The organism is Nitrospirota bacterium, assembly GCA_016214845.1.
GTDB lineage: Bacteria > Nitrospirota > Thermodesulfovibrionia > UBA6902 > UBA6902 > SURF-23.
The window spans coordinates 1-21164 of the sequence record JACRMS010000031.1 but is presented as its reverse complement, the minus strand read 5'-3'; the positions used below and the strand labels follow the sequence as shown (position 1 = coordinate 21164).

General features: G+C 42.2%; 22 protein-coding genes. 19 read left to right on the top strand and 3 right to left on the bottom strand.

The features are described 5' to 3' along the window. Nucleotides 1-53: 53 nt before the first annotated feature. The 19 genes from nuoH to HZB61_10780 all read left to right on the top strand — a co-directional run bounded on the left by nuoH (nucleotide 54) and on the right by HZB61_10780 (nucleotide 16664). Nucleotides 54-1010 carry an NADH-quinone oxidoreductase subunit NuoH gene (nuoH, locus tag HZB61_10870; protein ID MBI5057104.1) on the top strand — a complete coding sequence of 319 codons (957 nt, stop codon included), beginning with the start codon at nucleotides 54-56 and terminating at the stop codon, nucleotides 1008-1010. Nucleotides 1011-1221: 211 nt separating this feature from the next. Continuing rightward, a complete protein-coding gene (gene nuoI, locus HZB61_10865; GenBank protein MBI5057103.1) occupies nucleotides 1222-1758 on the top strand; it encodes an NADH-quinone oxidoreductase subunit NuoI in 537 nt (178 codons plus the stop codon). A gap of 10 nt (nucleotides 1759-1768) precedes the next feature. After that, complete coding sequence (nuoJ, locus tag HZB61_10860) at nucleotides 1769-2287, top strand: NADH-quinone oxidoreductase subunit J (protein MBI5057102.1); 519 nt, start codon at nucleotides 1769-1771, stop codon at nucleotides 2285-2287. Continuing rightward, nucleotides 2287-2595 (top strand): NADH-quinone oxidoreductase subunit NuoK, encoded by a 309-nt coding sequence (gene nuoK / locus HZB61_10855; protein ID MBI5057101.1) that lies wholly within the window; start codon nucleotides 2287-2289, stop codon nucleotides 2593-2595. Before nuoJ ends, nuoK begins: the two co-directional genes overlap by 1 nt. A 1-nt stretch (nucleotide 2596) precedes the next feature. After that, complete coding sequence (gene nuoL / locus HZB61_10850) at nucleotides 2597-4477, top strand: NADH-quinone oxidoreductase subunit L (protein ID MBI5057100.1); 1881 nt, start codon at nucleotides 2597-2599, stop codon at nucleotides 4475-4477. Next, entirely contained in the window at nucleotides 4474-6051 is a 1578-nt protein-coding gene (gene nuoM, locus HZB61_10845) for an NADH-quinone oxidoreductase subunit M (protein MBI5057099.1), read from the top strand. Before nuoL ends, nuoM begins: the two co-directional genes overlap by 4 nt. Further along, nucleotides 6038-7471, top strand: a complete 1434-nt coding sequence (locus HZB61_10840) for an NADH-quinone oxidoreductase subunit N (protein ID MBI5057098.1) — start codon at nucleotides 6038-6040, stop codon at nucleotides 7469-7471. The genes nuoM and HZB61_10840 overlap by 14 nt, the downstream gene beginning before the upstream one ends. Before the next feature lie 180 nt (nucleotides 7472-7651). Then, nucleotides 7652-8956, top strand: coding sequence for a tRNA (N6-isopentenyl adenosine(37)-C2)-methylthiotransferase MiaB (miaB, locus tag HZB61_10835; protein ID MBI5057097.1), 1305 nt, complete (start codon nucleotides 7652-7654; stop codon nucleotides 8954-8956). Beyond that, nucleotides 8934-10235, top strand: coding sequence for a tRNA (N(6)-L-threonylcarbamoyladenosine(37)-C(2))-methylthiotransferase MtaB (mtaB, locus tag HZB61_10830; protein MBI5057096.1), 1302 nt, complete (start codon nucleotides 8934-8936; stop codon nucleotides 10233-10235). The genes miaB and mtaB overlap by 23 nt, the downstream gene beginning before the upstream one ends. A 236-nt stretch (nucleotides 10236-10471) precedes the next feature. Next, nucleotides 10472-10873: a hypothetical protein gene (locus HZB61_10825; GenBank protein ID MBI5057095.1), complete on the top strand. Its 402-nt coding sequence runs from the start codon at nucleotides 10472-10474 to the stop codon at nucleotides 10871-10873. Nucleotides 10874-10894: 21 nt separating this feature from the next. Beyond that, complete coding sequence (locus tag HZB61_10820; protein ID MBI5057094.1) at nucleotides 10895-11095, top strand: hypothetical protein; 201 nt, start codon at nucleotides 10895-10897, stop codon at nucleotides 11093-11095. Further along, complete coding sequence (locus HZB61_10815; GenBank protein MBI5057093.1) at nucleotides 11096-11662, top strand: hypothetical protein; 567 nt, start codon at nucleotides 11096-11098, stop codon at nucleotides 11660-11662. 140 nt (nucleotides 11663-11802) lie between these two features. Continuing rightward, complete coding sequence (locus HZB61_10810; protein MBI5057092.1) at nucleotides 11803-12003, top strand: hypothetical protein; 201 nt, start codon at nucleotides 11803-11805, stop codon at nucleotides 12001-12003. A gap of 73 nt (nucleotides 12004-12076) precedes the next feature. After that, entirely contained in the window at nucleotides 12077-12433 is a 357-nt protein-coding gene (locus HZB61_10805) for a hypothetical protein (GenBank protein ID MBI5057091.1), read from the top strand. After that, a complete protein-coding gene (locus HZB61_10800) occupies nucleotides 12430-12816 on the top strand; it encodes a hypothetical protein (GenBank protein ID MBI5057090.1) in 387 nt (128 codons plus the stop codon). The genes HZB61_10805 and HZB61_10800 overlap by 4 nt, the downstream gene beginning before the upstream one ends. Further along, nucleotides 12795-13967: a hypothetical protein gene (locus HZB61_10795; protein ID MBI5057089.1), complete on the top strand. Its 1173-nt coding sequence runs from the start codon at nucleotides 12795-12797 to the stop codon at nucleotides 13965-13967. Before HZB61_10800 ends, HZB61_10795 begins: the two co-directional genes overlap by 22 nt. Before the next feature lies 1 nt (nucleotide 13968). Continuing rightward, nucleotides 13969-14823: a hypothetical protein gene (locus HZB61_10790; protein MBI5057088.1), complete on the top strand. Its 855-nt coding sequence runs from the start codon at nucleotides 13969-13971 to the stop codon at nucleotides 14821-14823. Nucleotides 14824-15363: 540 nt separating this feature from the next. Then, on the top strand, nucleotides 15364-16101 hold the full coding sequence (locus HZB61_10785; GenBank protein MBI5057087.1) for a hypothetical protein: 738 nt from the start codon (nucleotides 15364-15366) through the stop codon (nucleotides 16099-16101). Between the two features lie 56 nt (nucleotides 16102-16157). Then, the gene (locus tag HZB61_10780; protein ID MBI5057086.1) at nucleotides 16158-16664 is read left to right on the top strand and encodes a DUF2726 domain-containing protein; all 507 of its coding nucleotides are present in this window, start codon (nucleotides 16158-16160) and stop codon (nucleotides 16662-16664) included. 747 nt (nucleotides 16665-17411) lie between these two features. On the opposite strand, the gene HZB61_10775 is transcribed toward HZB61_10780, so the two are convergent. The 3 genes from HZB61_10775 to HZB61_10765 form a co-directional block, all read right to left on the bottom strand. Next, nucleotides 17412-18626 carry a CCA tRNA nucleotidyltransferase gene (locus tag HZB61_10775; GenBank protein ID MBI5057085.1) on the bottom strand — a complete coding sequence of 405 codons (1215 nt, stop codon included), beginning with the start codon at nucleotides 18624-18626 and terminating at the stop codon, nucleotides 17412-17414. Between the two features lie 48 nt (nucleotides 18627-18674). Next, complete coding sequence (locus HZB61_10770; protein ID MBI5057084.1) at nucleotides 18675-20729, bottom strand: phenylalanine--tRNA ligase subunit beta; 2055 nt, start codon at nucleotides 20727-20729, stop codon at nucleotides 18675-18677. Nucleotides 20730-20990: 261 nt separating this feature from the next. Further along, nucleotides 20991-21164: hypothetical protein (locus HZB61_10765; protein MBI5057083.1), on the bottom strand; the 174-nt coding region annotated here is incomplete at its 5' end.

The window sequence follows — 21164 nt, the reverse complement described above, 5'->3', positions numbered from 1 at the left end:
CCTGAGATCCCGAAACAAGTTCGGGATGACAGATGCGAAAATAGAGATAAATGATGAATGAAATCGCCGGACATCTCGTAATCATTGCGGTCGTTCTATTTGTCTTTCTTACAATCGCAGGAGGACTCATCTGGGTTGAGCGCAGGCTGCTGGCCCTCTGGCAGGACAGGTATGGCCCAAACCGTGTTGGCCCGTTCGGACTTCTTCAGGTGCTTGCGGACATGATAAAGATATTCGCCAAGGAAGACTGGATTCCTCCATTTTCGGACAAGCCGGTTTTTGTATTTGCCCCGGTGATAATAATGGTCAGCGTGCTGATGTCTTTTGCGATCGTGCCGCTTGCGCCGGGATTTGAAGTGGTGAATTTAAATATTGGACTCCTGTTCTTCCTCGCAATGTCTTCCCTCGGAGTATACAGTATCGCGCTTGCCGGTTGGTCGTCAGGAGGCAAGTATTCCCTGCTTGGCGGCTTAAGGTCGGCAGCACAGATGCTGAGCTATGAAATATTCATGGGACTGTCGCTCATGGGCGTCGTGATGCTTTCCGGTTCATTCAATCTCGTTGACATTGTCGAGGCGCAAAAAAGGTGGTGGTTCTGCATCCCGCAGTTTTTGGGATTGATAATATTCATCATCTCCGGTGTTGCGGAAACACACAGGCTGCCCTTTGATCTGCCTGAGGCTGAAAGCGAATTGGTCGCGGGTTACCATGCCGAATACTCCGGGATCAAGTTCGGCCTGTTCTTTGTCGGGGAATATCTGGGCATCACCCTGATATCCGCGCTTATCGCAACGCTGTTTTTTGGAGGCTGGCTCGGGCCGGTGCTTCCGCCTGCTGTCTGGTTTTTCATAAAGACCTTTATTTTTATATGCGGGTTCATCCTGCTCAGGGCTTCGCTTCCTCGTCCCCGTTATGACCAGTTGATGGCGTTCGGATGGAAAGTGATGCTGCCGCTTTCATTGGCGAACCTGATGGTGACAGCGGCTATTTTGCTTGCAACAGGAAATTAAAAATGATAGATATCTGTCTGTACCAAAATGATAAATCTTTGAAGGGCGAATACTTCATAAACACTCTGAATCGACAGGAAGTTGAGATACCAATAAATATTTTGCAAGAGAAACCGCTTTTGCAAAATATTCAAACGTATGTTCGGCATGTTCTTGTTCTATTTTTTAAAGGTGTCGTCATTGTATTTATTCAGCATCCGCCCTTCAACCTATGGGCATCAGAGGAGAAGCAATGTTCAGTTTATTGAGATCAATGTGGCTGGTGTTCCTGCACATGTTCAGGCGGAGAGAGACGGTCCAGTATCCTGAAGAAAAGCCTTATGTGCCGCCGAGATGGAGGGGGCGCATAATTTTGTCGCGCGACCCGGACGGAAAAGAACGCTGCGTGGCGTGCTATCTCTGCGCGGCCGCGTGTCCTGTTGATTGTATTTCCCTTCAGGCAACTGAAGACGGACACGGCAGGCGCTATCCTGAATTTTTCCGCATTAATTTTTCAAGGTGCATCTTCTGCGGGTTTTGCGAGGAGGCATGTCCGACATACGCGATACAGCTTACACCTGATTTTGAAATGGGTGAATACAAGAGGCAGGAACTTGTCTATGAAAAAGAAGACCTCCTGATAAACGGGCCGGGGAAATATCATGATTATAATTTTTACCGGGTGGCCGGGTCATCAATTGAAGGCAAGGACAAAGGCGAGGCCGAAAATGAAACGCCGCCAGTTGATGTAAGGGACATCATGCCGTGAGGTATTTATTATGAATACAGTTTTTTACATATCCGCGGCAGTGGCCGTAATAGCAACCATTATGGTGATCGTGAAAAGCAACGCGGTGCACGCGCTTCTGTATCTGATCGTGTCCCTGATGTCGGTAGCGGTGATCTTCTTTATCCTCGGGGCTCCGTTTGCCGCCGTGCTGGAATTGATTATTTATGCAGGGGCCATCATGGTGCTTTTTGTATTCGTCATTATGATGCTGAACATGGGGCCGCAAACTGTAAAAAAGGAGAGACAGCTTATCAGCCCTGAGATATGGACCGGGCCCGCGGTCCTGATAGCAATTTTATTTGCCGAATTCATTTATCTGCTCACTCAAGGCCCGAAGGAAATATCAGAGGTCAGCGCCATCGCGCCAAAACAGGTTGCGATCAGTCTCCTCGGCAAATATCTTCTTGGCGTTGAGCTTGCGTCAATGCTGCTTCTTGCCGGGCTTGTGGGCGCGTATCATCTTGGAAGGCGGTATATGCCGGAAGAAAAAGCAGGGAGAGAATTATGATGCCTGCGATGGTGATGGAGCACGGCCTTATTTTGTCTGTCGTCCTTTTTTTAATCGGACTGACAGGTGTTCTTGTGCGCAGGAATATTATTTTCATTCTGCTGTCCATAGAGATCATGCTCAATGCCGCGGGTCTTGCCTTTGTAATAGCGGGTGCGCGATGGGCTCAGCCTGACGGACAGGTGATGTTTATCTTTATACTTGCGATGGCCGGAGCTGAGGTTGCGGTGGGCCTTGCGCTCGCGCTTCAGTTTTATCATTCGCATAAAACACTCGACACTGATGAAGCAAGTCAGATGAAAGGATAGTATGTTTGAGCTTTTGTGGCTGGTCCCTGCTTTGCCTTTTGCCGGATTTATTGTCCTGGCATTGGCAGGCGGCAGGCTATCGCGAAATACAGCGGCAATGATCGGCGTTGGCTCTGTGGGGCTTTCCGCTCTCGTCACAATTCTTATAGGCATCAGTTTTATCAGCGCTCCGCCGCAAGACCATTCTTTTACGCAGACACTCTGGACATGGATGGATGTCGCGGGGTTTAAACCGGAGATCGCCCTTTACCTTGATGCGCTTTCGTTGGTCATGGTGCTCGTAATTTCTTTTGTCGCCTTCCTGATCCATCTTTATTCCTCGGAGTTCATGATCGACAAGGAAGGATACGCGCGGTTCTTTGCGTATATGAATCTCTTTGTCGGCTCCATGCTGACGCTCGTGCTTGCGGACAATCTCCTGCTGCTTTATCTTGGATGGGAAGGGGTAGGGCTGTGCAGTTATCTCCTCATCGGCTTCTGGTACAAAGACCCTGCAAACGGTTTTGCCGCGCGAAAGGCTTTTGTGGTCACGCGCATCGGCGATACAGCGATGACTGTCGGGCTCTTTTTGCTTTTCACTAATCTCGGCACGTTACAGATACAGGAGCTAATGCACCGTGCGGGACAGCAGTGGGCTGCCGGTTCAGGAATCGCTATTATGGCAGCAACGCTTCTGCTTGGCGGCGCGCTTGGGAAATCAGCGCAGCTGCCGCTGCAAACCTGGCTGCCGGATGCAATGGCTGGTCCCACTCCCGTAAGCGCACTCATTCACGCCGCCACAATGGTAACGGCTGGAGTCTATCTCATCGCGCGCACCAACACGCTTTTTACTTTGGCCCCCGTGGTGCAAACCTCTGTCGCAGTGATTGGCGCGGCAACATTATTGATATCGGGTTTCAGCGCGTTAGTACAAAGAGACATCAAGCGCGTACTCGCGTACTCAACCATAAGCCAGATAGGCTACATGTTCCTCGCGCTCGGTGTCGGCGCGTGGTCAGCAGCGATCTTTCACTTTATGACCCACGCTTTTTTCAAGGCCCTCCTCTTTCTCGGCGCAGGCGTTATCATCCATTCACTTCATCATGAACACGACATGTTTAAAATGGGAGGGCTTCGCAAACAACTGCCGCTTACTTTCTGGACCTTTCTTGTCGGCGCGTCTTCTTTGTCCGCCCTTCCGCTGATCACCGCGGGTTTTTACAGCAAAGACATGATACTCTCTCAAACATGGTCATCAAACATTGGGAACACCTGGCTGTGGGCAGCAGGACTGTCAGGCGCGCTGCTTACATCTGTATATTCTTTCCGCATGGTGTTTATCACTTTTTTCGGGGAAGCAAAGCAGCAGATAAGCAAATCTCCGGGTAAACGTATGACAATCCCTCTCGTTATATTGGCCTTTTTGTCCGTGACCGGTGGTTTTGTCGAATTGCCGAACGTGCCGGTCTTTTCAAATTTCATTCAAACCGCATTGCCTGAAATGAGCGGGACACGCGAAGGAGCAGGCGCTGGAACGCTCCTGCTTATTATTTCATCCGTGGTCTCATTGGCGGGAATATATCTGGCGTATCTGTTTTTCATGCGAAATCCGCGATACGTTAATAGCCTGATGCTGAAACCTGCGGCGGCTCTATTGCATCGCTTCTTGTTATCAGGCTGGGGCTTCGACCGGATATACGACACATTGTTCGTGCGTCCTTTTGTCTGGATGGCGCGAATTAACAAAGACGATTTCATTGACCTCTTTTACCTCGGGATCGCGTGGGTCAGCCGTGGACTGCACCGCTCTCTCGTTTTAACTCAAACAGGAAAAGTACGGCTGTATGCAATGGGAATTGTTATCGGGGTAATGATAACTCTTGCGATGGTGATGTTTTTATGATACTCGGCTGGTTGATCATAATTCTTTTAATCAGCGGTCTTGCCGCATGGTATTCGGAACGCTTCAATCCTGTATGGCCACGCGTTATATCGCTCATCAGCCTGATCTTTGTCTTCGCACTCGTGCTGCTTTTATGGATGCAGTTACCTTCCCGGACTGTTCCTATGAAAACCATGTGGCTTGTTGAAATGAACAAGGAATGGATACCGCAATTAGGCGTCAGGTTCCATCTCGCGCTGGACGGTCTGAGCCTCCCGCTCATCATGCTTACCTTATTTTTAGGCATCATGTCGGTTGGGATTTCATGGACTGAGATCAAGGAGAGAGTAGGGTTCTTTCATCTCAATCTCCTCTGGATATTGGCCGGGATCATCGGGGTATTTACTGCGCTTGACCTCTTCCTCTTTTACTTCTTCTGGGAATTGATGCTTGTGCCAATGTACTTTTTGATCGCATTGTGGGGACATGAAAACCGGCGTTACGCGTCATTTAAATTTTTCCTGTTCACCCAGCTCAGCGGCCTGCTCATGCTGATATCAATTATCGGCCTGTACTTTATCCACGGGCACAATACCGGGGTTTATACATTCAATTACATGGACCTGCTGGGGACTTCATTGACAAGCAGTGAAGCAGCGTGGCTGATGCTGGGGTTTTTCATCGCCTTTGCGGTGAAGCTGCCTGCCGTGCCTTTTCACACATGGCTGCCTGATGCTCATACCGAGGCGCCGACTGCCGGGAGCGTCATACTTGCGGGACTTCTTTTGAAGACCGGGGCGTATGGGCTTATCCGCTTCGTTGTGCCGTTATTTCCGCAAGCCGCCTTTGATTTTGCACCCGCTGCAATAACACTTGGCTTCATCGGCATTCTCTACGGCGCTGTCCTCGCTTTTTCACAGACCGATCTCAAACGTCTTGTCGCATATACGAGCGTCAGCCACATGGGGTTTGTCCTTCTCGGCATCTTTGCCTGGAATGAGCTCGCCTTGCAGGGCGCGCTTATGCAGATGATCTGCCACGGCATCGCAACCGGCGCTCTCTTCATGATCGCCGGGGCTTTGCAGGAGCGCATACATACCCGCGACATGGAACGCATGGGCGGGTTATGGACAGTAGCCCCGCGCATGGGCGCAGTGGCGTTGTTTTTCGCCCTTGCGTCACTGGGACTTCCGGGCCTCGGGAATTTTGTCGGCGAATTTCTCGTTCTGCTTGGCTCGTATCAAAAGAGCGCGGTAATGACGGTATTGGCGACAACAGGGATCATCATCGCAACAGTCTACGCTCTGTGGATTATACAACGCGCCTTTCATGGTGAGCAAAGGGAGAAATTGAAGATACACGATTTCTCCATCCGTGAAATGCTGTTAATGTCGGTAATGATCTTTCCGCTTGTGTGGCTGGGACTCTATCCGCAGCCTGTGTTTGAAAAAAGCCGTGACGCATTTCATCACCTGCTGAATGCGCAAAGTGAGCAGAGATTGAGAGACAATAAAATAGAAGTTACGAAGATAAGAGGTTTTGAAGTTGAGAAAAAGATGAAAAATGCAAAGGAGGCAGTCGATGGATCTCTCTGACCTTTTGGTGATCTTTCCTCTCATTATAATTTCTCTGACCGCGGTTATTGTCATGATGACAATCGCTTTTTTTCGCAATCATTTATTGACACTTGTATTGACGCTTTCAGGTCTTGCTGTCTCGCTAATAACTGTCCCGCTTGCGGCTTCATTGATTCCACGCAAGGTGACAGCGCTCATGATCATTGACGGCTATGCGCTTTTTTACATCGGGCTTATTCTCGCCGCAGGTTTTGTTGTTTCGCTCTTATCATTTGATTATCTCAAGGGACATAAAGGCAATCTCGAAGAATATTACCTTCTCCTGCTTATGGCATTGCTCGGTTCAGCGGTGCTTGTCGCGAGCAGCCATTTCGCGTCCTTCTTCCTCGGCCTTGAGATACTCAGCGTTTCCCTCTATGCCCTTATTGCTTATCTTCGCGCAAGTGAACGCGGCAATGAGGCAGGAATAAAATACCTTGTGCTTGCCGGGGCTTCATCAGCGTTTCTGCTCATGGGAATGGCCCTTGTTTATGCACAGCTCGGCGCTATGGAATTCGCTCAGATCGCAGAAAAATTTGGTGAGGGGAAAAACCTTCTGCTCTTTTCCGGACTGACACTGATAATAGCCGGGGTAGGTTTTAAGCTTGCGGTAGTCCCCTTTCACATGTGGACGTCTGATGTTTATGAAGGCGCTCCCGCGCCGGTTACCGCGTTTATTGCTACTGTGTCAAAGGGCGCGGTGTTTGCCCTTCTCCTTCGATATTTTACGTTAATAGATTTCCGCGGCCATACAGCCCTTTTTTCCATCTTCGCCATCATAGCAGTAGCCTCAATGTTCGTGGGCAACCTGCTTGCATTGCAGCAAACCAATATAAAACGCATTCTCGCATATTCATCGATAGCGCATATGGGCTATCTCCTTGTGGCATTTCTCGCTTCCGGCGCACTTGCAATTACCGCGGTAAGTTTTTATCTTGTCGCATATTTTATTACCACACTCGGCGCATTTGGAATTATTACTGTCTTGTCAGGCAAGGAGAAAGACGCGGACGCTCTGGAAGATTATCATGGCATGGCATGGAAACGCCCCTGGCTGGCAGGAGTTTTCACAGCCATGCTTTTGTCTCTCGCGGGCGTTCCGCTGACTGCCGGTTTTCTTGGCAAGTTTTATATCGTTACCGCAGGCGTTAATTCATCGTTGTGGGCGCTATTGGTTGTCCTTGTGATAAACAGCGCCATCGGCCTGTATTATTATCTAAGGGTCCTCATCGCTTTGTATTCACACCCGGCAGGAGAAAAAACCAGGCCGCTGGAGTCGCCAGTAGCATTGACGGGAAATATTGTCATGACCTTTCTTGCGCTGCTTCTGATCTGGATCGGCGTTTATCCCGCGCCCCTGATCAATCTGATACAGATAATGCTTTCGAGTTTTGTTTAACATCCTGGAATTCCTTCAGTGAAATTCGAGAAGAACTGTAAAGTGAGAAGAAAGAATAACCCGCTACTTTATTTTGTAAACGCTAATTCATTAAAATAATTGATTCAGATTGATAAAACATCCTGCGGCAATCTGATTGAAAGAAATAATATAAGTCTTTAATTGTAATTTTTTGAATATATGAAGAAATATCACATCCATACTTTCGGTTGTCAGATGAATGTCCATGATTCTGAGAAGATCGCAGGCACTTTGTCGGAATCAGGTTACGGGAATACTAATTCTATTGAAGAAGCAGATGTGATCGTTTTAAATACATGCAGCATCAGGGAAAAGGCGGAACATAAATTTTACAGTGAATTAGGCAGGCTTGCGATGATAAAGAAAAATAATCCCGATCTGAAAATCGTGGTTGCAGGATGTATTGCACAGCAGGAAGGAAGGTCCCTGTTTAAGAGATTCCCGTATGTTGATCTTGTATTCGGGCCCGACAACATTGACAACCTGCAAGCATTGATAGATGGAAATACAAACGGCTCAGCATTAGAACATAATCCTGAATACCATTTCAAAAATTTTCCAATGAAAAGGGAAGGGCAGGTTAGGGCGTGGGTATCCATAATGTACGGCTGTGATAATTTTTGCGCGTATTGTGTAGTGCCGTATACAAGAGGCAGGGAGAGAAGCAGGCCCGCCAAGGATATCTACAATGAAGTATTAGCTCTTTCAAACGATGGCTTTAAGGAAATTACCCTTCTTGGGCAAAATGTAAATTCATACGGCAAGAACTTGCCGGAAGCCACAGACTTCGCAGATCTCCTAAGGTCGATTCATGAAATCGATGGAATACAGCGGATCAGATTTGTGACCTCTCATCCGAGGGACCTCTCGGAAAAACTCGTTGAGACAATGAGCAGCCTGCCGAAGATATGCAATCACCTTCATTTACCAGTCCAGTCCGGGTCTGATAAGGTTTTATCGCAGATGAACAGAGGATACACTTACGAACAATACAGAGAGAAGATCACTATGTTGAGAAAGGGCTTGAATGATATTGCGCTTACAACTGATATTATCGTCGGGTTCCCTGGTGAAGGCGAAGAGGATTTTCGATGTACGATGAATGCATTGAAGGAAATTGAATTCGATGGGGTCTTCGCATTTAAATATTCAAAAAGGCCCGGCACCGCGGCCATCAATCTCCCAGCTCATATTGATGAAATGAAAAAGTCAAAAAGACTTTCCGAGGTTCTGGATTTACAAGAGGCAATAACTTTTAATATAAATAAAAGACTTGAAGGACAAATACTTGAAGTTTTGATTGAAGGTTCAAGTGAAACAAATAACGACAAACTAACTGGACGGACAAGCTCCAACAAGATAGTGAACTTTCAGGGTGATATCCAGGAGATAGGCAAAATTGTAAAAATTAAAATCCTGAAAGCTAAGCAGCACTCATTGTATGGAGAAAAATCTTTGCATTAAAATGAGAATAGCCATTGCTACATTGGGATGTAAAGTTAACCAGTCGGAAAGCGCTTCAATGGAGGGAATGCTTCGAAATAACAACTATGAAATTGTAGCCTATGCTGACAATCCGGATATATGCATTGTGAACACTTGCACGGTAACGGCAAAGAGTGACTATCAGTCAAGACAACTTATAAGAAAAGCTGCAAGATCCGGGGCTAAGGTAATTGCCACGGGGTGTTATGCGCAATTAAGACCTGATGAGTTATCGGGATTAGATGGAATTGGGTTAATTACTGGAAATTCTGCAAAGGGGCAAATTTTAAATTATATTGAGAAATTGCAAACAAACAACAAACCATCAATAGCTATTGATTCGCCAAATACGTTATTATCGCCTCAGCCATACTATTCAACCAAGTCAAGGGCATTCCTTAAGATACAGGATGGCTGCAATAACCGCTGCTCATATTGTTCAGTGCCATTGGCAAGAGGAAAAAGCCGCAGTCTAAGTCCTGAGGATGTTTTAGTGTCTGCAGGCAAATTAAGTAATGACGGTTACAATGAAATTGTGTTAACAGGAATTCATATTGGTTCTTATGGGTTAGATATCCAGCCTAAATGTTCTTTGCTAAGCATTGTGCAAATGTTGATAACATCTTATCCCCATATTCGTTTCAGGTTGAGCTCCATTGAACCACACGAATTCAAAGAAGAGTTCTTGACATTCATAAAGGACGGATCAGTCTGTGCTCACCTGCATATTCCTCTTCAAAGCGGATCTGACAAGATACTTAAGGAAATGAATCGAAGTTATTCCACTACATTCTTCAAAAATATTATCGACAAAATTATATCAGCTTGCCCGTATATTTCAATTGGAACAGATGTTATAGTTGGTTTCCCCGGAGAAAGTGAAATGGATTTTAATGACACTGTAAAATTTATCGAGCATTTATCACTCAGTTATTTACATGTATTTCCTTATTCAAGGCGACCTGACACAAGCGCTTCATTATTAGCTTCTCAAGTTGATCCTCACATAAAACACAGAAGGGTAAATATTTTATTGGATATATCAACCAAAAAGAAGAATGCATATATAAATAATAAGTTAGAGAATATATTGGATGTAATAGTTGAGAATAAAACTGAAACTCATGGTATCTATAAAGGAATATCAAGTAATTATATGAAAGTCTTCATAAAAGCTGATAACCTTGCGAGGGGGCATAGACTAAAAGTAAAAGTCATTTCCTTGACTGATTCCGGATTATTATCAGAACCCCTATAAAAAACACTGAAATTAAACCAACCTCCTGTTTTTTAATCATTTTTAATGTGCCTAATAATTATGCAATCACCGGAAACCCTGTTCTAAAAGCCATTTCAAAAGGAGGGTCGCGAAGGGTTTTCACATCTTCTCAACAAAAGTTTGACATCTCCAATGTCCGATAAGATATATTATGTAAACTTATACTGTCTCTAACTTAAGTCTTTTAAGATTTGTCCGAAAGGTTCTTATCGGGAATGGCTTTCTTAATTATCAAGTTAGACGAACAGCTCTGCAATCTTAAATCAAGGTTCCGTCTTATCCATAAGGATGAAGACATTGATGTAACCTTTACCCGTCAAACCTTCCGTGAATTGTTAGAAGATATCGGCTTTTCCTCCAAGCGTGTTGGTTGCATTTTAAGGCTTCTTGATAAACGCTACCCTATTGAAGTGTCTCAGTTTAAGCTTAGCGTTGAAGATAAATACAATGATGGTGCTCTTATTGAATTTCTTCAGTTTTATGGTTTTAAGGTCAAAAAACGCAATGATGACCTTGAAATTCAAGAGGTTATCAAAGTTCTTGAAAAGCGTGGTTATGAGATTCGAGGTTCTTACAAAGATGTGGTGTCCTGTTCACCCTTAGTTAATAAAAATTAATTTAAATGGAGGTACTGAAGAATGGTCTTTGATGTAGAAGGTGAGGTAATTAGTGCAGGAATAAGTCAAAAGGGTAAAAATTGGGTTAATCTTCTGGTTTCGAGGCCTGATAAGTCCGGGAAAGATGTCATCATGGTTTTTGCAAAACAACCGGGTCAAAGGCCTGGTGAAGTGAAGAAATTCAAATGCAGTGCTCTTGTAAAGATGGCTTTTGAGGTTTAAATGAAGAACAGGATATTCACAATGTTGCGAGGTAGTGCTAAACGTATGCTTGGGGCTTGTTTAAGCGTCACTACCCTCTCCCCGGAAAAGAACGTCAAGGATTTGTTTGTTCAAATCCTCGGCGTTCTTTTTGCTCTTTTTGTTTCTGTGTCTTTTTGTTATGCAGAGGGTACGGGTTCTGTTGTTCTTTATGATAATCAAAGTTACGCGCCTTTAAGCCCCGGTAGTGCTTGGGTTTATATTTTTACTGTTACAGGGTTGAGAAATGGAGTTGAATATAACTGCGGTTTTGAAGCTTCTACATTATCTTCCGGGGAGATAAATTTTAATGGCCGTGATGGTAGCAATCAGACAATGCCTGTAGCTTCTGATATGAGGTTTTTTTATAGGGGTACATCTGATGAACTTGGCCGCATTATTGTCAGGGGTGTTTCTTCAGTTGAGCTTCTGTTTCCTTCTTTTTATGATTGCTCTATGGCTGTAACTACTCAGAATGATAGTAAGTTAGCTTTAGGTATTTTTTTTGGTTTTGTGTTCCTTGGTTTATTTCTTTTGGCGGTGAGGTGAAGCTGTGGATATTGTGGTTGAAGGTTTTCAGGTTTTTGTTAAAGTTGTTGCTCCTATGCTTGCTTTTTATTTTGTCATACGTATTATCAAAAATCTTCTGGCTTAGCTGGAAGAAATTCAAAATGAAAGGGGGTGTCAAAATGAAAAAGTTAAGTCTTGGTTTGGTTCTCGTTGCCATGCTTGCCATGTCTTCAATGGCTTTTGCTGTTGTTGATTACGCTGGCGTAGCTGACGCGATAACCTCAGAGATTAACACTGCTATCCCTGCGTTTGTTACGCTGGTTGGCCTTATCGTGGGCGTTCCGCTTGCGTTTAAGGTTGTCCGTAGAATTGCAAGGTAAGCAGTGGACTTAACTTGGATGGGTCTGGCCAACCTGTTCAAGATTCTAAAAATTCACAGAAAGGAAATATTTTATGAAAGCAGTTTTAATAGTAATTTTTTTGGTTCTTATTTCGTCCGTGTCATATGCCGAGTGTGATTCTTCACTTGTCACGTTTGATGATACTTCTTTTAATGCTTGGAAGGATTCTGCTACTCAATATTTTCCTCTTTCTCTACTTATGGCGGCTGTTGATATTTTTGTAGATATTCAGGGTGTCTCTCAAAAGTCTCCAACTGATTTTACCTTTACTTTTTTTGGGTCAACTTATGTTCCTCTTGCTTTTATGGATAATCCTGTTGTTGATGCCTTTATGATCTCGTTTCGATGGGTGTTGTTGGCTCTTGTGTGTTTGCAGATTGTTCGGCATCTTTTGGAGTATGTGCTATGAGAAAGAAAGTATTTTTGTATGTCCCATTTGTTTTCTTACTTCAATCTTGTTCCCTCACTGATACTATTGATGATGTCTGGTTGTGGTTTGCCAGTCTCATTGAGACTTATTTACAACCGATTATTTGTTGGTTCTATACAATTTTTATGGGCTTCATTCAAATGCTTGTTGATTTCTTTTTAGCTATGGCGTTAGGTCTTGTTAGTGTCCTTCCTGTGTATACGGTCAATATACCTTCTTTGTCGCAGTATGAGTTTTTTCAATATGCGGCGTACTTCCTTCCTATCGTTGAAATCGCAACTCTCATGGGATATCTGATTTCTTTTTATCTTACTTTTTGGTTTGGAAGGATAGTCCTTCGATGGCTAAAAGTTATCAGATAATATTTTTTGTTCTCCTCTTTTTGTTTCCTTCCTCTTCATTTGCTTTGGTTCATTGTGAAGGTGATTCTTGGGATTATCAGGGTGCTGTTCTCTCTTGGCTATCGAGTCATTTTCCTTCAATAACTGAAGTTGATCATCTTTATTATTATTGGAATACTGGGTTTACTACAAGAGAAACTGTTGGTAGTCCTGGGCCTTATACTTGTCAAGATGCAAGTTTGGTTTCTTCGCCTCCTTGTGAAACTTTTTACCGTGCTAATGATTGGTGGGAATACTGCCCTACAGGGGATATTATTGGTTATGCTACTGAATTTCGTCACTGTGGTAATCAGGAATATATTGGCGGGGCTTTGGTTTGTACTGAGTGGATTTATACTAACTATGTTCAGGCTCGTTTTTTAATGGTGTTAACAAATAGTTCTGGTTTGTCTTGGCCTCTGAATTGTCCTGTATGTGATGAAGGTAATTATCATTGGGATGAAAACTCTTGTGATTGTGCGCCCTGCCCTTCGATTATAGGTTCTGAATATGAGCCTTATACTTATATGCAATGCGAGCCTGATATTCTTCCTACTTATAATATTAATCCCTTTGTGTCTGTTGCTTATGCTCAAGAAGAATTTACACCTGCCCTTTATGTTGCTTTCGATGCTGTTTTTTACAAGCCTGGATATAATCTTATGATTTATAAATGTGATGATTCAGAATGTGTTGGAAAAGAAATAATTCCTTATCAGTGGGGCCATGACAGGTTTTATGTCAATACAATGTATAGGCTTACTCCCGGATATTATTTCTGGAGTTTTAGTCTTAATGTTGACTCTGAATGTGGTGATGGTGCGGCTACTTTAAATAAGTCTGAAATAGTTAATCTTTGTTATAGTGAGGGTGCTTGCTCTGATGCCTCGTTTGATTCTACGTCTTATGATTTGTTTATCTCTGATCTTGTGTCTCGTGCTCCTTTTTCTCTTTTGTCTGCGGCTTATAGTTTTTTTGATATCTCTGGGTTTCAGCAAGCGTCATCAGAGATAAATTTTCCCTATGTCGGCCCGGTCGTTCTTACTTTCCCTGACATGGCGTGGTTTCGTGTTTTGATTTTGGTGTTCGTTATATTCATGATTGTAAATTCTCTTATACGGAGGTTGCTATAAAATGGTCTATCATGTAGCCGGCCGTCTTGGCTCCGGGAAAACTCTTTACTGTGTGAACAAAATAATTGATACCCTTCTGTATACTGATAAGCATATCTATACTAATATCAGGTTTGTGGATTGTTGGGATCATCTTTTTGCAAAGTTTAAAACACGTGGTGCTCTTTCTTTCCTGCGCTTTTTTATTCTGCCTTTCAATACAATGTATGACTATCGTTTGTGGGTTGCTGTCAATGCCTCTGCTCGGTATCACTATATACCGGACTTGTCAGAAGCAATAAAAATTTGCTTTGAGCTTGGTACTGCTCCTGAGTCTTCGCGCCTCTTTGTGTGGGATGAAATACACTTGGATTTAAATGCTCGGATGTGGAAAACCACAACACAAAGCAATATACAGTTTTTCTCTATGTCTCGAAAGCTCGGCTTTGATATCCTCATGACCTCACAACTAAGGGGGGCTGTAGATCGACAAATGAGAGAGCTTGCGGATGTTGGTTTTGAATTCAAGAATCTTAAACACTTCCGTCCGATGGGTATTCCTGTATTCCCTATTAATGCAGGTCTACTGACTAAGCGCTGGGCTAATAAGGGGTTTGAGTCATCAGATAGTAAGACAGTTTTTATTGGTGCTGGTCTTGTTCGTTACTCTGCTGAAATAGGACAATTCTATGATACAAAGCAGCTCGTTTCAGAGATCAATAATAATACGCCTGTCCTCTGGTCTGGTCAAAAGCAATCAGGCTTGTGCTCCCGGTGTTTGCATTATGAGTTTCGTTTGAAGTACGGAAACTTTATCAAAGAGTATGGGCCGCAAAATAAAGACTTTGATTTTGGTCTATGTAAAAGGGGGGATTAATGCCGAATGTTTATGAGTGCAAATGTAATAAGTGTCATCGTGTCTATGAATGTTTGTTGACAGAACATCAGAGACGATATTTTTGTAAGGGGCCTTTTAAAGATAACGCTGATTGGATTAAGAAGGTTGATACTCAGTTAATGTTGAATAGGAAAAGGTGGTTTAAATGTGTTTGATTTTATTTTTGATTATTCTGTTGCTTGTGATGATCATGACGTTTTTAGGTCGATTCAGCGAAAAAGTGGATGCGTAGGATTGCGTGTAATCGATTTTAAGGAAAGGGGCAATGGTAGGACATGGGAAAATTAAAAGGCGTTGTTAGGTTCATGAATATGGAACAATTAAGCTTATTTTCTTTTCAGTCTGTGGTGTCTAAAAGTAAGGTTACTAAAAAGAATGCTAAAAGGCATAGAAAGGATAAAAACAGGAAAGGAGCACGGGTTCCGAAAATCCGATAGGATTCGGAAACCGTGCTCCCCTGGGGATTTAGTATATTATGTATATCAAGTCAAAGTTAGTTAAAGAAAGTAGAGGGCAAGATTGGATATAAATGGATATAAATATGATACTTATGAGAGTAGTACAAAGGGTGATTATGTTCATCTGCGTCACAAAGAAACAGGTGAAGAAGTCATTCTTGACATTACTGCCGGCAATCAAAAAAGACTTGCTCAAGGTTTTTTAAATAAAGTCAGAATTGAGCCGTATTTTTTAAAGCATATTACTCTTACTCAAGCAAAAGAAAATTATCAACCTAAATTTCTTAATCTTTTTTTTAGTAATATGCGTTGTTACTATGGAAAGATAGTTTATATCTGGACTGCTGAAATACAAGAAAAGCGTCTTGAAAGTACAGGTGAGGCGGTTCTTCATTGGCATGTGATCATTGGGTTTCCTATTGATATTGAGTTTGGGAAAGAAGATGTTCTTCGTATACAAAGATACTGGAAGTATGGAAACGTTGATATCCGACCAGTTCGTAAACCGTCAATGTCTTATTTGATGAAATATATAACAAAGTCTCTTGGTGATGGTTACGATAAAGTGCGTCGTATAGGCTCATCACAGATAAAGGCATATCTTAGGCAGGGGTTTAACCTTTTGTGTGATGCTATCATCTCTTTTGCGAATATGGGGGCTGAATTAGATGACTTTTACTGGTATCGTGGAAATGCTTTTTTGTATGAAGACGACAAATATAAACGAGGTCGGATTTATATTTATCGAAAGCCTAAGCGTTGGGAAGTTGTTACAAGGTATTCTGGTGATGCTTTCTAAAGTATTTTTGTTTTCCTTCCGATATACAATTTAGGTCTAAAATATTTGGAGGGGTTGTGCTGAATTTGGTTTTGTGGATTTCTGTCGTGTTGGTGTTCTTCATTGTTGCTCTGCTTTATTATGCTGCTAATTTTAAGAAGCGTCTTGATGATAAATCAAAATTCCCCTATGTAAAAAGAGATTCTATTTTGACGAATTCAGAGAGGTCTTTTTATGGTGTGTTGAATATTGTTTTGAAAGATAAGAATGTTGAAGTTTTTTGCAAGGTAGGAATAAAGGATATTGTCAAAACTGTAAGTTGGGATTATTTTTATTTTAATAGAATCAGTGCAAAGCATTTAGATTTTTTGGTCTGTGATAAAAGTTCTGTGTCCCCTATTCTTGCTATCGAGCTTGATGATTCAAGCCATGATAGAGAAGACAGAAAAAGAAGCGATGAAATAAAAGACCGGGTGTTTAAGACAGTTGGAATCCCTCTTGTTCGCTTTCAGGTAAAGTCTGGTTATAATTTGGGTGCTGTGAGAGAAAAAATTGAACCGTACTTGAACGGCAAACCCTGTTAAGGTTTACCGTATACCTTCAAGAAATCTTCAAGGCATTTTACGCATACACGCTTATATACAAATGGTTGAACTTGTATAATCGTGTATCTGTCCATGAGCTTTAATATGCGATCGCAAATGTCACAGTTACGTTCAGGTATAATTGTTCTGATCGTGAAGGTTCTCATCTGTCCACCTCCTCTTTAGTTTTAAGGTAAGTTGGTAGGCATTTTAGGCATACTCTTTTGTGAACTTCGTAGCGGTATGGTTTGAAAGAAACGTATACATATTTACTTCTTACTTTTAATATCTCTTTGCAAGCGTCGCACTGTATTAAAGATTTTTGGTAACGTTTGACTTTAAAGATTATCATCTGTAGAACTCCTTTCTGACTGGTCCAAGTAGACAGTCGGTGCAAAGCTGGCCTTCGTTGTTGTGAGGCTTTCCGCAAATCACACATTTTTTCATCTTTAAATCTCCTTTCAAATTTTTACTTTCACTAAGGTAAGTAAAAATTGAACTGTGACAAATTTTCTGTCTGTGTCGTCCAGGTAAAAAAATCATGACAGACGGAAAAAGAAGATATAGATTTATGTTTGCTTCAGGGGTCAATTAAAGATGCAATCAAGTCTGGCGGGATTTTTTAGCTCCTGAAAGGCGCGGTATCAGACACAGACACCTTCGCGTTTAAGATATTTTGGCGCTGAAATATTTTATCTCGGGGAAAATATTTGTTGTGGAGGTGAAGATTTTGCTTGACAAGATATATTATGTAAAGTTAGATGCTATCCATTTCTTTGCATCTGCCTTTGTTCTTATAAAGTTAAGGAACTGTCTTTCTCGTATCTTCTGCTGAATTTCTCCTACGATTGGCCCGGATTCGATATTCATAAGTCCTAGTATTTCATTTCCTCTTATAAGAGGTTGAGTTTTTATTTTCATAAAATAACGTGCCCTTTCAAGTAGAGGTAACATTTTTTTCTTATTGCGGATAGCTAATATGATAGCTATCTCGTAAACGCTGTCATTTGCTATGTCAAATATATTGAATAACTTTTTATCTGTAGGGCTTCCCCCACAGTATTGATTACTTTCATAAATGCCCTTCAGTTTCTTTTTTATTAAGTTGCTCAATCTTAGTCTCTGAGTAATTTCTTGTAGATCTCCACTATTTTCTTTGAGCAGAAGCAAGGCAATCCGAATAAGTCCGGCTGATTTTAAGCCCTGGCTAATTTCAGTATCGAGAAAGCGATATAGTTTTTTTTCCTTATGCATCCTGTCCAGATGAACGTTAAAGTTATCTATGAAATTTATATTAGTTGTTAAGATGTGTTGGCTTAACTTAAAGATATTAATTAGAACTTTATCTTTAATACACAATCTAAGCGCATAATGAGAAATGCCACTGTTTAAAAGTTTTATTATTTCCTCAGTAATCCTTTCGGGAGCGGCCTTAGTAATTAGTGGAGAATATTCTTTGAGAAACTTCCTTGTGTTTTTATCTATTGTAAAACTCAATTGCGCTGCAAGCCTGTAAGCTCTGAGAATCCTCAGCGGATCATCTTCGAGATTTTTGGGATTGATCATCCTGATTAATTTATTTTCAATATCTTTGATGCTCCCAAATGGCGCAATAATTCCTGATTCAGGCGACCATGCTATTGCATTTATCGTAAAATCACGCTTGGATAAGTCCTCAAGAATACTATTGGAAAAATACGAGAAGTCTATGAAACTACTATTTTTTAAAGCTACTCGATAGGTCTGATTCCTTTTCAGAACAATAAAGGTGCCAGTAAAGTTCTTTGCAGTTTTCTTTGCGATATTTTCTACGTTGCCTTTTAAAACAAAATCCTTATCTTTAGACTTGTAACCGAGTAATAGATCGCGTATGTATCCACCAACAAGATAGATATCTTTTTTAAAATTACTGAATATCCATTTATTAACAGGGTCAGACAGGATTTTTTTTGTGATATCCATACAAAACGATACAAGATTCTGAATGGAAGATGCAAGGAAGAAGTAATTTTAGCTGCGCATCTCTGCGTTAAGGATGTTTTTAAGTCTCTCTACAATAACTGAATGCAGTGAATCAACTTCCTCGTCTGTGAGGGTTTTGTCAGCCATCCTGTAGCGGATGGAAAAAGCGAGGCTCTTTTTATCATCGGGAATCGGCTTGCCCGTGTATATATCGAATAGAGTAACAGACTCAATGAGGTCCGAATCCACATTCAATATTTCTTCTTGTGCCTGCTCAGCGGTTATGTCCTTTGAGACGATTATGGCAACATCTCTCTCAACATATGGAAATTTGGGCAATGATATAAACGTTGTTTTGTATGAAATATATTCCAGTAACTTCTCAACGTTATAAATTTCAAACATGATTAAATTGCCTTTAATGTCGAATGACTCAAGGACACGTGGATGGATTGTGCCAAGAGAGCCCATGGTTTCACTGCCTATCGATATGGAACAAGATTTTCCAGGATGCAGATATGGCTCAACTGGTGTTAAGCCCTGTTCAAAACGGTAGCCTGTTATATTTATATCCCGAAGTAGGTTTTCAAGAGCGCCTTTTAAATCATAAAACCCGTCATGTTTGTTTCCGTATAAAGATGCGGACATGTCTTTGTTGTATATAGCAGCTAACTGAATGACTTCATCCGGCAGCTTATTGTCTGAGGGAAGGAAGACCTTTGACACTTCAAAAAAGCGTAGAGCTTTTTCACCCCGGTTCAGGTTCAGTCTCACGTTATTCAGCAGCGAAGGCAAAAGTGTGGTCCTCATCGCCGCCTCTTCTTTTTTTAGCGGGTTTTTTACTAATATCAAATTTCTTCTTTTATCCCCAAATGGAATATTCAGTTTATCGAGAGTGTCCGGATTAAGAAAGCTGTAATTGATCACCTCAGACAATCCTGATTTGGACATGGAATTTTTTATGGTCCTGATGAGGTCCTGCCTCTTGTTCACAGGGGCGGGACGCATTTTGATACTCGGCAGCGTTACAGGAATTTTGTCGTATCCGTACAATCGCGCTATCTCTTCTACGATATCAACATCTCTCTGAATGTCCTGCCTGAAACTTGGAGGAGTAACGAGAAGAACATCCCCTTCTCTTTTAATGCCAAGACCGATATTGTTTAAGATGTTTTGGATAATCGTTTCATCAATTTGAATTCCAAGCAGGGAATTTATCTTTTTAAAGTTTACCGGAACCTGCCTGGGAACATATGGTTCAGGATAAACATCAGTCAATTGTGAAACTCGTCCTCCCGCAATTTCAGCGATCATCTTTACAGCCCTGTCAAGGGCTTTTGTAATATTGTTTATATCCACTCCCCTGGCAAACCTGTAAGAGGATTCGGTTGTGAGATTAGCACCCTTGGCAGTAGGTCTTATTGACGCAGGATCAAAATGGGCGCTTTCAAGAAGTACATTAACTGTTTCGGAAGACACCTCGGTATTCAATCCGCCCATGATCCCGGCTAAAGCAACCGGCTTTTCAGCGTCCCATATCAAAAGCATATCTTCCTTTAAATTCCTATCTTCGCTATCGAGAGTCCGGAAACTTTTCTCAGTGCCCGCTGTCTTGACGACTATTTTCCCACCTGCTAATTTATCAAGATCAAACGCGTGAAGGGGCTGCCCCATTTCCATAAGAACATAGTTTGTAATGTCCACAACATTACAGATTACTTTAACCCCATGAGACTCAAGACGCTTTGTAAGCCATTCAGGTGAAGGTGCGATCTTCACACCGTGAATTAATCTTGATGCGTATCTCTGACAAAGGTGAGGATCTTTGATCTCAACTTCAGGCCCCCTGCCCTCCTGCTCCCGGATCTCAACAGATTTTATATTTAAAGGAATTTCTAAGATCGCGGATATCTCGCGCGCAATGCCGGTGATACTGAGACAGTCAGGCCTGTTAGGAGTGACGTTGATATCAAGAATGGCATCGCCCTCGATCTCCTCCATGCCCTCAACTTCAAACCCGGACATTGTAAGGGCATGGGCCAGTTCATCAGGTGATAATTTAAAATCAACAAATTCCTTAAGCCATTTATATGATGCCTTCAATTAATATCTCCTGCAAAAATCTCTCTTTCTCCCTGGGATATTTATTTACCCTTCAGGGGTAAGAGGAGATTTTGTAAACTAATTTTCATATCAATTATTTTTAATTGCGAATGTATAAAATACTATCCGAATATGACAGATTTTGCAAGAAGGCTATGGGAAATTTGATGCTGCAAAAAAATATGGAAGGCCCTTCTATATAATCAAGAAAGGCCTTCCATTTGCTCATTCACAACAGTTATTTACTCCCTTGCAACTTTCCTACTGCCAGCGTTGTTCTGCCGTCAGATTGGGTGACAGGGCTTTCTTAACGCCTGCTTTCAGTTCCTCTATCTCTTTATTCTGCTTTTCAATGGTCTTCTGCTGTTCCTTGACAGCCTCGATAAGAAGAGGGATCATCTCGGTATAGACAACACTCTTTTCTCCAGATGCACC